The sequence below is a fragment of the Halobacterium sp. DL1 genome (assembly GCA_000230955.3).
GTDB lineage: Archaea > Halobacteriota > Halobacteria > Halobacteriales > Halobacteriaceae > Halobacterium.
Genome location: CP007060.1, coordinates 2,240,719 through 2,254,362 on the forward strand (window position 1 = coordinate 2,240,719; position 13,644 = coordinate 2,254,362).

17 protein-coding genes are annotated in these 13,644 nt (G+C 69.5%); 12 read left to right on the top strand and 5 right to left on the bottom strand.

Going from position 1 to position 13,644, the window contains the following annotated elements; translation table 11 throughout:
- Window positions 1-7: 7 nt before the first annotated feature.
- Window positions 8-1,726 carry a dihydroxy-acid dehydratase gene (locus HALDL1_13530; GenBank protein ID AHG04499.1) on the bottom strand — a complete coding sequence of 573 codons (1,719 nt, stop codon included), beginning with the start codon at window positions 1,724-1,726 and terminating at the stop codon, window positions 8-10.
- A gap of 329 nt (window positions 1,727-2,055) precedes the next feature.
- Here HALDL1_13530 and HALDL1_13535 point away from each other — a divergent pair, with 329 nt between their 5' ends.
- From HALDL1_13535 to HALDL1_13575, 9 genes are all read left to right on the top strand, one after another.
- Complete coding sequence (locus HALDL1_13535) at window positions 2,056-3,012, top strand: hypothetical protein (GenBank protein AHG04500.1); 957 nt, start codon at window positions 2,056-2,058, stop codon at window positions 3,010-3,012.
- Between the two features lie 70 nt (window positions 3,013-3,082).
- The gene (locus HALDL1_13540) at window positions 3,083-4,051 is read left to right on the top strand and encodes a GHMP kinase (GenBank protein AHG04501.1); all 969 of its coding nucleotides are present in this window, start codon (window positions 3,083-3,085) and stop codon (window positions 4,049-4,051) included.
- Window positions 4,052-4,328: 277 nt separating this feature from the next.
- Window positions 4,329-5,168 (top strand): HtlC, encoded by an 840-nt coding sequence (locus HALDL1_13545; GenBank protein AHG04502.1) that lies wholly within the window; start codon window positions 4,329-4,331, stop codon window positions 5,166-5,168.
- A 42-nt stretch (window positions 5,169-5,210) separates the two neighbouring features.
- The gene (locus tag HALDL1_13550) at window positions 5,211-6,191 is read left to right on the top strand and encodes a hypothetical protein (GenBank protein AHG04503.1); all 981 of its coding nucleotides are present in this window, start codon (window positions 5,211-5,213) and stop codon (window positions 6,189-6,191) included.
- Complete coding sequence (locus HALDL1_13555; GenBank protein AHG04504.1) at window positions 6,184-6,732, top strand: hypothetical protein; 549 nt, start codon at window positions 6,184-6,186, stop codon at window positions 6,730-6,732. The genes HALDL1_13550 and HALDL1_13555 overlap by 8 nt, the downstream gene beginning before the upstream one ends.
- A gap of 8 nt (window positions 6,733-6,740) precedes the next feature.
- A complete protein-coding gene (locus HALDL1_13560) occupies window positions 6,741-7,055 on the top strand; it encodes a DNA-directed RNA polymerase subunit M (GenBank protein AHG04505.1) in 315 nt (104 codons plus the stop codon).
- 119 nt (window positions 7,056-7,174) lie between these two features.
- Window positions 7,175-7,540 (top strand): hypothetical protein, encoded by a 366-nt coding sequence (locus HALDL1_13565; GenBank protein AHG05361.1) that lies wholly within the window; start codon window positions 7,175-7,177, stop codon window positions 7,538-7,540.
- A gap of 2 nt (window positions 7,541-7,542) precedes the next feature.
- The gene (locus tag HALDL1_13570; protein ID AHG05362.1) at window positions 7,543-7,680 is read left to right on the top strand and encodes a hypothetical protein; all 138 of its coding nucleotides are present in this window, start codon (window positions 7,543-7,545) and stop codon (window positions 7,678-7,680) included.
- Between the two features lie 66 nt (window positions 7,681-7,746).
- Window positions 7,747-8,178, top strand: coding sequence for an NUDIX hydrolase (locus HALDL1_13575; GenBank protein ID AHG04506.1), 432 nt, complete (start codon window positions 7,747-7,749; stop codon window positions 8,176-8,178).
- A 6-nt stretch (window positions 8,179-8,184) separates the two neighbouring features.
- Here the strand turns inward: HALDL1_13575 and HALDL1_13580 are convergent, their stop codons facing one another.
- The 3 genes from HALDL1_13580 to HALDL1_13590 all read right to left on the bottom strand — a co-directional run bounded on the left by HALDL1_13580 (window position 8,185) and on the right by HALDL1_13590 (window position 10,661).
- Window positions 8,185-9,045 carry a zinc transporter gene (locus HALDL1_13580; GenBank protein ID AHG04507.1) on the bottom strand — a complete coding sequence of 287 codons (861 nt, stop codon included), beginning with the start codon at window positions 9,043-9,045 and terminating at the stop codon, window positions 8,185-8,187.
- A 68-nt stretch (window positions 9,046-9,113) separates the two neighbouring features.
- Window positions 9,114-9,788: a short-chain dehydrogenase gene (locus HALDL1_13585; GenBank protein AHG04508.1), complete on the bottom strand. Its 675-nt coding sequence runs from the start codon at window positions 9,786-9,788 to the stop codon at window positions 9,114-9,116.
- A gap of 51 nt (window positions 9,789-9,839) precedes the next feature.
- Complete coding sequence (locus HALDL1_13590; GenBank protein AHG04509.1) at window positions 9,840-10,661, bottom strand: rhodanese; 822 nt, start codon at window positions 10,659-10,661, stop codon at window positions 9,840-9,842.
- 123 nt (window positions 10,662-10,784) lie between these two features.
- On the opposite strand from HALDL1_13590, the gene HALDL1_13595 reads away from it, so the two are divergent.
- On the top strand, window positions 10,785-11,654 hold the full coding sequence (locus tag HALDL1_13595; protein ID AHG05363.1) for a hypothetical protein: 870 nt from the start codon (window positions 10,785-10,787) through the stop codon (window positions 11,652-11,654).
- Between the two features lie 21 nt (window positions 11,655-11,675).
- Here the strand turns inward: HALDL1_13595 and HALDL1_13600 are convergent, their stop codons facing one another.
- The gene (locus HALDL1_13600) at window positions 11,676-12,050 is read right to left on the bottom strand and encodes a mannose-6-phosphate isomerase (GenBank protein ID AHG04510.1); all 375 of its coding nucleotides are present in this window, start codon (window positions 12,048-12,050) and stop codon (window positions 11,676-11,678) included.
- A gap of 85 nt (window positions 12,051-12,135) precedes the next feature.
- Here HALDL1_13600 and HALDL1_13605 point away from each other — a divergent pair, with 85 nt between their 5' ends.
- Together HALDL1_13605 and HALDL1_13610 are read left to right on the top strand one after the other, a co-directional pair.
- Window positions 12,136-12,816: a hydrolase gene (locus tag HALDL1_13605; GenBank protein AHG04511.1), complete on the top strand. Its 681-nt coding sequence runs from the start codon at window positions 12,136-12,138 to the stop codon at window positions 12,814-12,816.
- A 191-nt stretch (window positions 12,817-13,007) separates the two neighbouring features.
- The gene (locus tag HALDL1_13610) at window positions 13,008-13,547 is read left to right on the top strand and encodes a hypothetical protein (GenBank protein ID AHG04512.1); all 540 of its coding nucleotides are present in this window, start codon (window positions 13,008-13,010) and stop codon (window positions 13,545-13,547) included.
- The last annotated feature ends 97 nt before the right edge of the window (window positions 13,548-13,644 follow it).

The window sequence follows — 13,644 nt, forward strand, 5'->3', positions numbered from 1 at the left end:
CGATGCGCTAGTTCTCCCGGTCGCGCTTCGCTGCGGGGTTGGTCACCGCGCCCTCGGCGGCGGAGCCGAACTGGTCGCCGTACTTCCGGAGGACGCCCGCGTCGTATCGGGGGTCGGGTTCGGTCCACTGCTCGCGGCGCTCGGCGAGTTCGTCCTCGGAGACGGCGACCGAGAGTTCGCGGTTCGGGACGTTTACGGTCACCTCGTCGCCGTCCTCGAGGAGGGCGATGGGGCCGCCGCTTGCCGCCTCGGGGGCGACGTGGCCGACCATCGGGCCGCGGGTCGCGCCCGAGAACCGGCCGTCCGTGAGGAGCGCGACGTCGTCCTCGTGGCCCTGGCCGACGACGGCGGCGGTGACGCCGAGCATCTCGCGCATCCCCGGCCCGCCGCGCGGGCCCTCGTTGCGGATGGCGATGACGTCGCCCGACTCGATGTGCCCCTCCTGGACGTACGCCATAGCGTCCTCCTCGGACTCGAAGATGCGGGCGGGACCCGTGTGTTCGGTCTCGTCCTCCCCGGTCACCTTCAGGACCGCGCCGTCGGGCGCGAGGTTGCCCGTGAGGACCGTGATGGCGCCAGTCTCGTGGAACGGGTCGGCGACGGGGCGGAGGAAGTCGACGTCGATGTCGTCGTCCGCGGGCAGGTCGAGGTGGTCGAGTTCCTCCGCGAGCGTGCGTCCGGTGACGGTGTTCGCGTCGCCGTGAACTAGGTCAGCGTCCAAGAGGCGCCGGAGGACGACCGGGACGCCGCCGACCTCGTGGAGGTCCTGCATCACGCGCGTGCCACCGGGCTGGAGTTTCGCGATCTTCGGCGTCCGGTCACTGATGGTGTTGAAGTCCTCGATGTCGAGGTCGACGCCTGCCTCCGCGGCGAGCGCGAGCAGGTGGAGCACGGCGTTCGTCGACCCGCCGAGGGCGACCTGCACCGCGATGGCGTTCTCGAAGGACTCCCGGGAGAGGATGTCCGAGGGGCGCCGGCGCTCGCGCACGCACTCGACGGCGAGTTCGCCCGCGCGCTCGGCGGTCTCGTAGCGCTCCTCGCCCTCGGCGGGCGGGCTCGCGGAGCCCAGCGGCGCCAGCCCGAGCGCCTCGCTGATGGAGGCCATCGTGTTCGCGGTGAACATCCCGCCACAGGAGCCCGCTCCGGGGCAGGCGTGGCGCTCCATCTCGTCGAGTTCGTCCTCGCTCATGTCGCCGGAGGCGACGGAGCCGACGCCCTCGAAGACGTTCTGGACCGTGACCTCGCGGCCGTCGTGCTCGCCGGGCATGATGGACCCGCCGTAGAGGAAGACCGTCGGGAGGTCGGTGCGGATGGCTGCTATCATCATCCCGGGGAGGTTCTTGTCGCAGCCAGCGACGGTGACGAGGCCGTCCATGCGCTCGCCGAACGCCACGAGTTCGACGCTGTCCGCGATGACCTCCCGGGAGATGAGCGACGCGCGCATCCCCTCGGTCCCCATCGAGATGGCGTCGGAGATGGTGATGGTGCCGAACTCGATTGGCATCCCGTCGCCACCCTCAACGCCGTCGATCGCGCTGCCGGCCACGTCGTCGAGGTGGACGTTGCACGGCGTGACGTCCGCCGCCGGGTTCGCGATACCGATCATCGGCGAGGAGAAGTCCGCGTCGTCGTACCCCATCGCTCGGAACATCGCGCGGTGAGGCGCGCGCTCGACGCCCTCCGTCACGTCGTTGCTCGGGAGGTCCGGGTCCTTCTGGTTGTGCATGCACGAGCAAGGGGGCTGTGCGTGTTAAGATGTATCGACCGAACAGATGTTGCCGGCGACTGGGAGCGCGACGGCGCGACCTACTCGCCGGTATCGACCGAACAGATGTTGCCGGTGGCCTCGTGCGACAATCGCTACGTGCCCGCCTCCTACAACTGAAAGCCCTCGGCTGTCACGGCTCCCGCGGCTCGCTGCGCGCGCTCGCTTCGCTCGCGTGCTTGCATCGCCGGGGTTCGCCCTGGCAGCCTCGCCCTTTCAATCCGCCAGGCGGTCGGCCGGGTCATCTGCGCACCGAAACCACCTTGTCGCGGGGCCAGGCATTCGAGAGCATGGACGCCACCGTCGCCGTCGTGCACTACCCCGAGGGCGCGGGGCACGCGACGCGGATGCTCGCCATCGCGCGGGAACTGGAGGCGCGCGGCGCGACGGTGGAACTCGCTGGCGGCGGGCCGGGCGAGCGGTTCGTCGAACTGCTGGGCTACGAGGAGTACGTACCGACTGTCGTGGACTTCATCGGGGACTACCAGGGCGAGGGGTCGCTGGCGGACGTCCTCACCGGGAGCGTCCCCGACGCGGTGCGCCGGGTTCGGGACGTCGCACGGTGGCTCCGGCACGTCGAAGCGGACTGCGTCGTCACGGACGACATGTTCGCGTCCGTGGCGGCGGTGCTCGCCCGCGTCCCGCAGTACGTCTGCACGCACAACACCCCCGGCTACTACGACGACCTGGCCGAGCGCGTAGGCGCAGCCGCGCTCACACGACAGCAGGTGTGGGCGAGCCGTCGGTTCTTCTACCCCGCCGTGTGGCCCGAACTCGCCGGCGACCCGCACGGCGTCGAACGCGTGCCGCCGCTCGCGCTCGACGTCCCCGTCGAAGAGACGCCCGACGTGGACGTCCTCCTCTCACCGAGCACGTACTCGACGGCGCTCGACGAGGTGGCCGACCGCCTCCGGGACGCGGGCCGCGAGGTGACGGTGGTCGGAGACGACGACTGGACGACCGTCGCGTCGATGCTCCCGGTGCTCCGCGAGGCGAACGTCGCGGTCTGTCCGGGCTACTCGACGGTGATGGAGGCCGCCGTCGCCGGGACGCCCTGCATCGTCTACCCGTTCACGAGCGAGCAGCGCGGGGTCGCGCGGTTCGTGGAGCACGGCGGCGAACCCGGCTTCGCGGTCGCCGAGACGCCCGCCGAGGCCGTCGCAGCGGTGGAGAATCCGCCAGACGCGCCGGTGTTCGAGAACGGCGCGCCCGTGGTCGCACGACGGATAGCTGCCGACCTCGCGTAGCCGAGTCCCCGTAGCGGGCACGCTTGCCACCGGCGGAACCACCTTGATGTAGGGCGGCGAACTGGCGGGCATGACTGCGCGGGTCGAGACCGGCGGCCGCCTCCACTTCGGCTTCCTCAACCTCTCGCTGGCGAACGAGCGCCTCTACGGGAGCCTCGGGGTCGCCCTCGACCAGCCACGGGTCGTCGTCGAGGCCGAGCACGCCGACAGGGCCGTCTGTGGGCACGACCGGGCGAGGCCGTACGTCGAGCGCGCGTGCTCGCTGCTCGACGTTCCCGGCGCGGACGTCGCGGTCCGCGAAGAGCTCCCCGTCCACGTCGGCCTCGGCTCCGGCACGCAGCTCGCGCTCGCGGTGCTGGCCGCGGTGGCGCGCGTCCACGACCTGGCGCCGGAGGTTCGGACGCGCGCCCCGGAACTCGGCCGCGGCGGGCGGAGCGGGGTCGGGGTCGCCACCTTCGAGTCGGGCGGGTTCGTCCTCGACGCCGGCCACCCGACCGAGCGGTTCACCACCGACCGACCGCCGCGCGGCGAGTGGGAGGTGCCGCCGGTCGCCGCCCGCCACGACGTGCCAGCGGACTGGCGCTTCGTGCTCGTCCTCCCGGAGGCGGCGCCGGGGAAGTCCGACGAGGGCGAGGACGAGAGCATGCGCGCGGCGGTGGAGTCGGCGGACGGCAGCCTCGCGGACCGCATCTCCGGCGTCGTGACCCGGAGCGTGCTGCCCGCGCTGGCGACCGGCGACGTGGACGCCTTCGGCGCCGCGGTCGCGGCAGTCGGCCGCCTCAACGGCGCGTGGTACGCCGACGAGCAGGGCGGCGTCTACCGGCCGCCCGCGGGCGCCATCGTGAACGAACTCGGCGACAGTCCCGCCATCTCTGGCGCCGGGCAGTCGTCGTGGGGCCCGGCGGTGTACGGCGTCACGGACGCCGACCGCGCGGATGCGGCGAAAACGGCGGGACACGACTCACTCGACGCAGCGGGCGTCGACGGCGACGTCCTCGTCGTCGCACCCCGGAACCGTGGCGCGACCATCGAGGACTGAGGCGCCGACCGCATCAGCACTAAGGGGCACAGCTGACTGCACCAGCATCCGCCACAACCGACAGCCCCGGGGTGGACTGAAAGGGGCGGCTGGCTCGACAGGCGAGACGACGCAAGGACCGCAGGGAACGCAGTGACCGAGAACCGTAGCGAGTCGCAGCCGTCGAGCCAGCCGGGGCTTTCTGAGAGGTATCAGTCGTGACTGTAGCAGTCGAAGCGGAACGACAGACGATGACTGACGGCAAAAGACGTAAACGCTACGCCCGCAACTCGGGGGTATGGCGACGATTCCGTTCGGCGTCTCGCGGCTGGACGGCCGCATCGGCGGCGGTGCACCCGAGGGGAGCGTGGTGCTGCTGTCCGGGGAGGCCGGCGCTGGGGCCCGTGAGTTCGCCTACACGAGCGCCGTGCTCAACGGCCTCCAGTCCGCGGACCCCGACCTCTTCGACCTCCACTACGGCGACCTCCACGGGAACGCGGTGGCGCCCGAGGACATCCACTACGTGTCGTTCACGGCCGACGAGGCGGAGCTCCAGCGGGAGATCTCGTTCACGCTGGACGAGGAGATCGTGGACGCGGGGCTGGACGCGGTGTCGTTCGCGGACCTCTCCCCGGAGTACTTCCAGTTGAGTCCGGTGCCGCGGGCGTGGTACGCGGGAGAACACCAGACCATCACGGACCTCGGGCAGTCGGGCGGGGAGCGCCGTGACGTCCTCGAGGCGTTCGCGGACTACCTCGACGAGCACGCGCAGGGCAGCCTCGTCGTGGTGGACTCGCTGACCGACCTCATCGGCGCGCGCAAGCAGGACATGGAGTTCAGCGACATCGTGTTGACGCTGAAGGGCCTGCGGAAGGCCGCCAGCGACTGGAACGGCCTCATCCTGTTGCACCTCACGCGGGACGCGGTCACCGAGGAGGAGTTCGGGAGCCTGATGACCTCCGTCGACGGCACGGTGCAGTTCGACTGGGAGCGCGGCGGCAACGAACGCGTCCGCACGATGTACGTCCGAGAGTTCCGCGGCGTGCTTAGCCGCCTCGAGGAGGAGGACATCGTGCAGTTCGAAACGGAGGTCCACGACGCCGGCTTCGACGTCAGTGACGTGCGGAAGATCCGCTGAGGCACCGAACGGTTAAGGGAGGCGGGCCCAAAGACCGGTTGAATGGCCGACGGAACGTCGGACGTGGCCGAGGGGACGAGCCTCGAGGGGCCGGCCGCGGCGTGGCTCGGGGAACGTGCCGAGGAGTTGGGTGTTAGCGACGAGGCGCTCCTGAAGCGTATCGTGGCGGCCTACCGGGCGGCCGAGGAGGACGCAGACAGGGAGTTCGTCACCAACGAGGAGCTGCGCGAGCAGGTGGAGGACGTCGAGAGCGAGTTCGACGAGAAGATCCGGGACGTCCGCGAGCGCGTCATCCAGGTGAAACGCGAGGCCGACGGCAAGGCGCCCACGGACCACGACCACCCAGACGTCGACGAGCGCGCGGCGGCCGCGATGGAGGCCGCGGAGAGCGCGGCCGCCGAGGCGGAGTCGCTGGCCGGAGAAATCGACAGTCTGGCCGACCACGTGGACGCTGGCTTCGACAACTTCGAGGAGGTGCTGTCGTACCTCCGAGACGAGACGGACGACCTGGACGGGAAGGCGACGACGCTGGCGACCGCGGTGCTGTCGGTGCGGGAGTCGGTGGGCTCGCTGGCGGCGGCAGAGGCCCGACGTGAGCGCGCCGAATCGCTCCAGCGGGAGGCGAACCTCGCTGGCGTGGAGAACGCCGACTGCGACGCGTGCGGGCAGTCGGTGACCGTCGCGCAGCTTTCGGCGCCCGAGTGTCCGTTCTGCGGGGAGAGCTTCGAGGGCGTCGAGGCGAAGACTGGGTGGTTCGGCAGCCACACGCTGGTGACCGGCCGGAAACCGGCGCTGAAGGCCAAGCAGTCGTGGCTCGACGACGACGGCGAGGACGACTCGTGGCTCGGCGGCGACACGGATACGCTCGAGGCGATGGCGACCGGCCCGGAGGAAGCCGACGACGAGGAGTCGTCCGACGCCTGGGTCGAGGAAGCGGACGTCGAGGACGCGGTGAACGTCGGCGAGGCCGAACCCGTCGACAGCGAAGCGACGGACGGCGGCCGAGAGGAGACCAATGACTGACGGAGAGCCAGCGGACACACCGGACGACGAGTCGGACGACGACGGGCCGTCGGGCGAGCGCTCGCCCGGGGACATCGGCCCCGGAACCACCGCGAGCGCCCCGCCTGGCGCGGACGTGAGCGCGCCCAGGGGCGAGGACGCGGATGCAGATGGCGAATCCACCGAGGACGCGCCGCTGTCGGACCTTCGGGAGGACGTCGACGAGCGCCGCCAGCGCGACGACGACGAGTTCGAGGCGCTGTTCGACGAGGTGAACGTCGGCGACGTCGACGAGGAGTCTGTCTGGGAGCAGCTGTCGGCGTCGGCCGACGACCCGCTGTTCGTCACGGAGTCCATCGAGGACGACCGCGAGGTGACCGTCGTGGAGAAGAGCCTCTGTCACGGCTGCGAGCACTTCGCGGACCCGCCGCAGCTCGCGTGCACCCACGAGGGGACGACCATCGAGGCGGAGGTGGACACCGACCACTTCCGGGTCGTGGACTGCCCCGTCGTGGCTGAGCGCCGCGAGGAGGCGGGTGACTTTTCACCCGACGATTCCTAACCGGAGCCATGCAGTTTTGCGACGACTGTGGCTCGATGATGCACAAGCAGGGCGACGAGATGGTCTGTTCGAGCTGCGGCGCCGTCGAGGAGAGCGAGGCCGACGGGGGGTTCGTCGAGACGGCCGCCCAGGACACCAGCGACGTCATCGAGACGAGCGAGGACGCGAACTTCGAGGGGAAGCCGACGGCCGAGGAGACGTGTCCGGAGTGCGGCCACGACACGGCGTGGTACACCATCAAGCAGACCGGTAGCGCCGACGAACCGCCGACGCGCTTCTTCAAGTGCAAGGAGTGTGGCGCAAGGTGGCGGGACTATAGCTGAGGTGGGGTTCCTGCCGAAGTTCTCTAGAGATTATAGCGGTGCTCACCTAGAATCCGCGGATATCCGGGGATTCTCGCGAAAAAGCATTTACGTCAATAAGTAGTCTTTTTAGTTGAATCATGTTCGAAGACGATGGCTCCGAGAAAACCAATCCCATCGAAGACCCAATTGACATCGAGACAGATCCGTTTCAGGACCCGATAGACGAAGTAGACCTTGATATTGGCGATTTCGGCATCCCTGTGGCCGAAGAAGGCAGTATTGAGAAGGTGGAGGATGTGAACGAGGACAGTGTGCTGTGCGACTGTGGTCCGCAGTACAAGCACACCGAAACGGTCCTCAAGGAGAGAGGAGCGTCACTTGGGGCTCTAGGTGGGAACTACGCCGGGGAAACTACCGTCATCATCTGTACAGACTGTGGAACACGTTACTACGAGGATGAGTCCTACCAGAACGACAGCAGCGGCCTGAACTCTCTAATGTAATCATGAAGGAGATAGCTGGGGTAATCGGAACGGCGCTTTCCCTGTACTTCCTCTTCGACTTCTTCGTCTGGAACGGTGGCTTCGTGAACCCGAGCTTCTTCGCTCGGCTTGATTCAATTATGGTCTTGTTCCCCTTCTAGAGGTTAGTACGCGGACGGGAGAAGGAGACTCGAAACCTTCAGGGCGCAACATCCTGAGACCTACTCATGGACGAGTTCGCGTACGTCGTGAACGTCGACGCGGCGGTCGTGCGGGACGGCGAGTACCTCGTCATCGAGCGCAGCGCCGAGGAGGAGCACGCGGCCGGAACCGTCGCATTCCCCGGCGGGAAAGTCGAGCAGACCGAGGGATTCGACGCCATAGAGAACACCGCTCGGCGGGAGGTCCGCGAGGAGACGGGCGTCGAGGTGGGAGCCGTCGAGTACGTCTCCAGCAACGCGTTCGTCGCCGACGAGGGGACGCAGTGCCTGAACGTGTTGACGCGCTGCGAGTACGAGAGCGGAGAGCCCGAAGCCCGCCAGCCAGATGAGGTGGCGGACGCGTTCTGGCTACCGTACGAGGAGTTCGGTGCGCACCCGGACGTGCCGGAGTACGTCGCCGCGTTCGCCGAGCGCGTGGAGGAATCGCGGGCGGACTGACTGCGTCTACTGGAGGAGGAGCCAGGCGGCGGCGACCGCGAGGCCGCCCGCCGCCGTCGAGAGGACGGCCTGCTGGCGGAGGGCGTCGAGGCGGGAGTGGTCGTGGTCGTGGCCGGTGCGGGTGACGGCGTCGTGGACCTCGCTGCCGGTCTCACAGTGCGGGAGGAAGTCCATCGCGACGTGGAGGAAGATGCCCGCGGCGAAGCCGAAGACGACGGCGCGGAACGTCGGGTCCGTCGGGAAGGAGAACAGCGTGACCGCGAGCGCGGCGAGGCCGACGCCGGAGGCCGGCAGAAGGAGCATCGCGGGCGAGCGGCCCTCCCGGACGAGGCGGCGCGCGGCGGCGTAGCCCGCCGGTCCCTTGTGGGAGACGATGGCGAGGCCGAGCAGCGGGCCGAGTTCCGGCAGCGCGGTGTAGACGACGCCGATGATGGAGCCGGAGGCCAGCGAGTGGGCGGCGAGTTCGGCGGTCGTGCGGTCGAGCGGGAGGTCGAAGTGCGTGACCAGGTGGCCGACGGTGTGCGCGGCGAACCCGACGAGGATGCCCGCGGCGACGCCGAAGCCGCCGGGTTTGGGCGCGTAGCCGATGGCCTGGGGCACGAGGAACACGCTGGCACTGGTGATCATCGCGCCGCTCGCGAGGCCGTAGCCCCAGACGAGGCCGGTGGGGTGTTCGGTGCTGGCCCGGGCGCCGAGCGCGGCCGCGCCGGCCATCGCGGCGAACGCGACCCAGGAGATGCCGAGCAGTTTGACCGGCGGGTCGCCGACGACAACGTACGCGGACAGCGCGACCAGCGCGAGCGTGCTGAGGACGCCGAGGCGCGAGGTGGTCGCGCGGACGGCGTCGACTGACTCTGTGACCGACATTCAATTAATAATTCCGCACTCGTTGTTAATAACCTATCGGTCCAGGCTGCTCCGCACCGCTCCGGCGGTCAGGCCGTCGAACTCTTCCACTCGGCGAGGCCGAGCACGTCGCCGTCGAGTTCCTCCGGCACCGTCGCCGCCCAGGTGAACAGCGGGGCGACCTCGCTGGGGTTCCGGCCGCCCATCCCGTGGAGGTCGGTGTCGACGGCACTGGGGTCGATACAGCCGATGGCCTGCTCGCAGTCGGCGGCGAACTGTCGGACCACGCCCTCCGCGGCGGCCTTCGAGACGGCGTAGGGGCCGAACCCCGGCTGGGCATCCCGGGCGACGCCGCCAGTCGGCACCAGCACGCAGCCGTCAGCGTCCATGTGGGGGAGCGCCTCGCGGACGGACGCGAACACGCCCCGGGCGTTCGTGCGCATCGTGTCGTCGAACGCGCTGTAGGCCGCCTCGTCGAGTGGCGTCTCCCCGGCGTCGCCGTGGTAGACCGCGGCGCAGGGGACGACCACGTCGATGCCGGAGTCATCGCCGGCCTTCGAGGCGTGCTCCATGAACCGCTCGACGTCGAACTCGTCGCGCACGTCGGTGCGGAGGGAGACGCCGCCGAGTTCGTCGGCGAGCGACGCGAGCGCGTCGCTGTCCCGGCCGCCGAGCGCGACGGTCGCCCCGTCCTCGGCGAACGCCCGCGCGACAGCCTCGCCGAGCCCACCCGTCGCCCCAGTCACCGCTACCGTTGTTGCCATGCGCACAGAGAGAACTGCGAGCCGCCTAAACTTCCCGGGATGACCGGGGTCCTACTCGGTGAGCACGCCGGACGTGAGTTCGCCGAGCGGGCGCGTCACGTCGAACGTCGGCGTCGAAACCCGGATCTGGGAGTCCGCGGTCACGTCGTAGAAGCGGAGGTGGAGCTCGAACGAGCCGTCGTCAGCGACGGGGGCCGCTTCCCGCTGGCCGGACGCCTCGTGGACCGCCCAGACGTTCTCGCCGGCGTAGCTCGCGGCGACCTCGCCCGCCACGACGGCCTCCTGCGGGTTCGAGAAGTCCGGTCCCCGCATCGGGTCGTCGTTGTCGTACCACGCCCCGAACCCCTCGTCGATGGCGTACACGGTCGAGAAACCGGACTTCTGGAGGCCCGCGGCACGGACCGAGGAGAGGTGGTGGGGACAGCGGCAGTAACAGACGACGCGGTCGTCGGTGGGCCAGCCACCGATGGCGCCGCCCTGGGAGCCCCTGACGGCGGGACTGTTCACCGCGCCGAAGATGTGGGCGCGCTTGTACTGTGCGAGCCCACGGGCGTCGACGAACCGGGCCTCCCGGCGGCGGTGCCAGTAGCGGGCGACCTCGACGGGGACGAGCGTGACCGTCTCGCCGTTCGTCGACAGCGCCGAGAACTGGGACTCGTCGACGCTGCGCTCGTCCGTCCCCCCCGCGTACTCGGGCGGTACGCCGTCGCCAGGGGTCTCGTCCGTCGGGAGTTCCATGTTCGCGTTGAACGATGTCTCGAGGTTGCCCGGGTGGTTGACCGTCGCGGACGAGGAGGAGCCGAGGAGACCCGTACAGCCCGCGAGGGCCGCGAGCGACGTCGTGCCCGCGGCGAGGAACGTGCGGCGGTTCATACCCCTGTATTGGGGCGACTGCTTGAAGGATTGTCGGTAACCGGCACTCCCGGTCGCTTCCGGGTTCGCGTCGACTGCGAACCGCCAGGAACTGTCTTACCCCCTCCCTTCGTAGCCCTGCCCATGTCTGTTCGACGACGACTCGGGACCGGACTGCGCCTCGCCAGGGACAGCCTCGACGTGCTCCGGGACCACCCGAACCTGCTGTGGTTCCCCGCGTTCGCGGGCCTCGCGGGCCTCGTCTTCCTCGTGGCCGTGCTCGGAACGACGTTCGGCCTGCTGCCGTTCGCGGCCGCCGCGAACGTCTCGGACACCGTGGCGTTCGCCGCCGTCGCGGTTGCCATCCTCGGAAGCACGTTCGTCGCGACGCTGTTCACGGCGGGGCTGATGTTCGCCGCCCGCGAGGCGCTGCACGGCAAACAGCCGTCGGTGCGCGGCGGCCTCCGCGCCGCGTGGGAGCACAAGTGGACGCTGCTCGCGTGGGCCGTCGTCAGCGCCGTCGTCGGCGTCGTCGTACGCGCCCTCCAGGAGTCGAACAACGTCGGAAGCGTCGTCGTCGGGGTGCTGTTCAGCGTCTCCTGGGCCGTCGTCACCTACTTCGTCGTCCCCGTCGCCGTCTTCGAGGACGAACCCATCACCGGCGTCTTCGGGCGGAGCGTGGACATCGTCCGGGAGACGTGGGGCGAATCGCTCGGCGCGGAGTTCGGCCTCGGCTTCGTCCACCTCCTGCTGTTCGGCGCAGTCGGGCTGCTCACCGTCGGCGTCGCAGTTCTGACCAGCCCGCTCGTCGCCGTCGGGTTCGTCGGCCTGCCGCTCGGCGTGCTCGCGTTCGTCGTCGCATCCACGCTCAACGGCATCGCAAAGGTGGCACTGTACGAGTACGCCACGGGCGGGGACCCGCCGCGCTACTTCGAGAACGTGGACTTCGACGTCGGCGGCGACGGCAGCGAGGAGCGGTCGACGGTCTTGGGCGGCATCAGGCGCGGCATCTGAGGAGCATGGAGTGCGGCGGCGCTACACGCGTTCGACGTCCTCGACGGTCCGGTCGCTGTCCTCGGCGGTCCCCGTGTTCGTCGTGCCCGCCGGTTCGAAGAGGACGACCTGCGTCTCCTCGTGGGCGACCGGGCGGTGTTCGACGCCCGCAGGCGCGACGGTGAGGTCGCCCGGTCCGAGGTGGACGGCGTCCTCTCGGCCGTCCTCGCGGTACTCGATGGTGAGGTCGCCGTCGATCACGTAGAACAGTTCGTCGGCGTCCTCGTGGGCGTGCCAGACGAACTCGCCGTCGAGGCGCGCGACCTTCACGTGCTGGCCGTTCAGTTCCGCGAGCAGGCGTGGCTCCCACGTCTCCTCGACGGAGTCGAAGGCATCCGTCAGCGAGCGTGCGTCCATGCAGGAGACTGGTGACGGAGGCGAAAAAGCGGTTCGCCCGCCCGACCACGAAACGATTTTGGCGGAGTTCCCCGAATCCCCGACCGTGCACTACGACGCAGTCGTCTTCGACAACGACGGCGTGCTCACTCACCCGACGCCCGTCGAGGTGCTCCGCGAGGCCACCGCCGAGGGGTTCGCGGCGGTGGGCATCGAGGACCCGGACCCCGACCACGTCGACCGGATGACCCTCCACGTGACGCCAGCGGACCTCGAGGCGGTCAGCGAGACGCACGGCGTCGACCCCGAGGCGCTCTGGTACGAGCGCGACGCGGCGTTCTCCCGCCGGCAGGTCGCGGAGATGGAGGACGGGCGCAAACCCCTCTACGAGGACTACGCGGCCGTCGGCGACCTCGACGTCCCGTGTGGCATCGTCTCCACGAACCAGCACCGCACCATCGAGGAGATCCTGGACTACCACGACGTCCGCGACCACTTCGACACCCACTACGGCCGCGAGATGGAGCCCGAGAGCCTCACGCGGAAGAAGCCGAACGCCCACTACCTCGAGCGCGCGCTCGACGACCTGGACGTGGCCCCCGAGCGGACGCTGTTCGTCGGCGACAGCCAGAGCGACGTGGAAGCAGCCAGGAACGCGGGCACCGACGCCGCGTTCGTCTGGCGGGACCACCGCGCCGACTACGACCTCGGCGTCACGCCGGACCACGAACTCGAGACGCTACACGACCTGCACGAACTGACCCCAGGGGGCCGGCGAAGCGTTTAAGTCCCCGGCGGGCAAATTATTAAGTGTAGATAGTCGTCGAAATTAAATCGTTGGTTTCTTCTACGAGGTTCCCGCAGCAGTAGGTACGGCGCTCGCACCGCCGAAGTTCGACGTTCACAGTCGCGACGTACACGCGCACCCACCGACGACGGTACCGCGACAGAGCCACACCCCGCAGACTCACCCAACCCATGACACCGCCCACCGATTCGGCCGACAGTTCCCTCGCACCGATCACCGACGTAGAGTCGCTGCGCGACCGCAGCGACGTCCCGTTCCACGACGACTCGGACGACGTCGACGCCGAGACGGTCGACGCCGTCGCCGGCCTCGACGACTGGGCCGTCGTCGGCGTCACGGACGACGACGGCAGCGTCCTGCTGCGCCGCCTCACCCCCGACTGTGAACTGAAACTCCCCGTCAGTGGCGTCGGAGAGGAGGACGATTTCGTCGCGGCCGCGCGTTCCGCGGTCGAGGACGTCCTCGGCCTCCCCGTCGAACTCGACGGCGTCGAAGGCGTCTGGACGTTCGAGGCCCACGAGGCGGACGGCGACCGAAGCGCGACGCGGAGGTTCGTCGTCTTCGGCGCGACACCGGCCGTCGACACCGCCGGCGTCTCGCTCCCGACCGACGACGTCCCAGACGAGGACGCACCGGTGGAAGCCGGCTGGTTCGACGAGTTCCCCGAAGACGGCGAGAAAGCGCCCGGCACCGACCTGTTCTTCGACTGAACGGCCGGCCCACAACCGCTGTCGGACGACGTTTCGGCCCCCGTGCGAGCGGTTCGCAGACGGGAGACAGGTAGCAATCCGTTTGTACGCCGGTCCA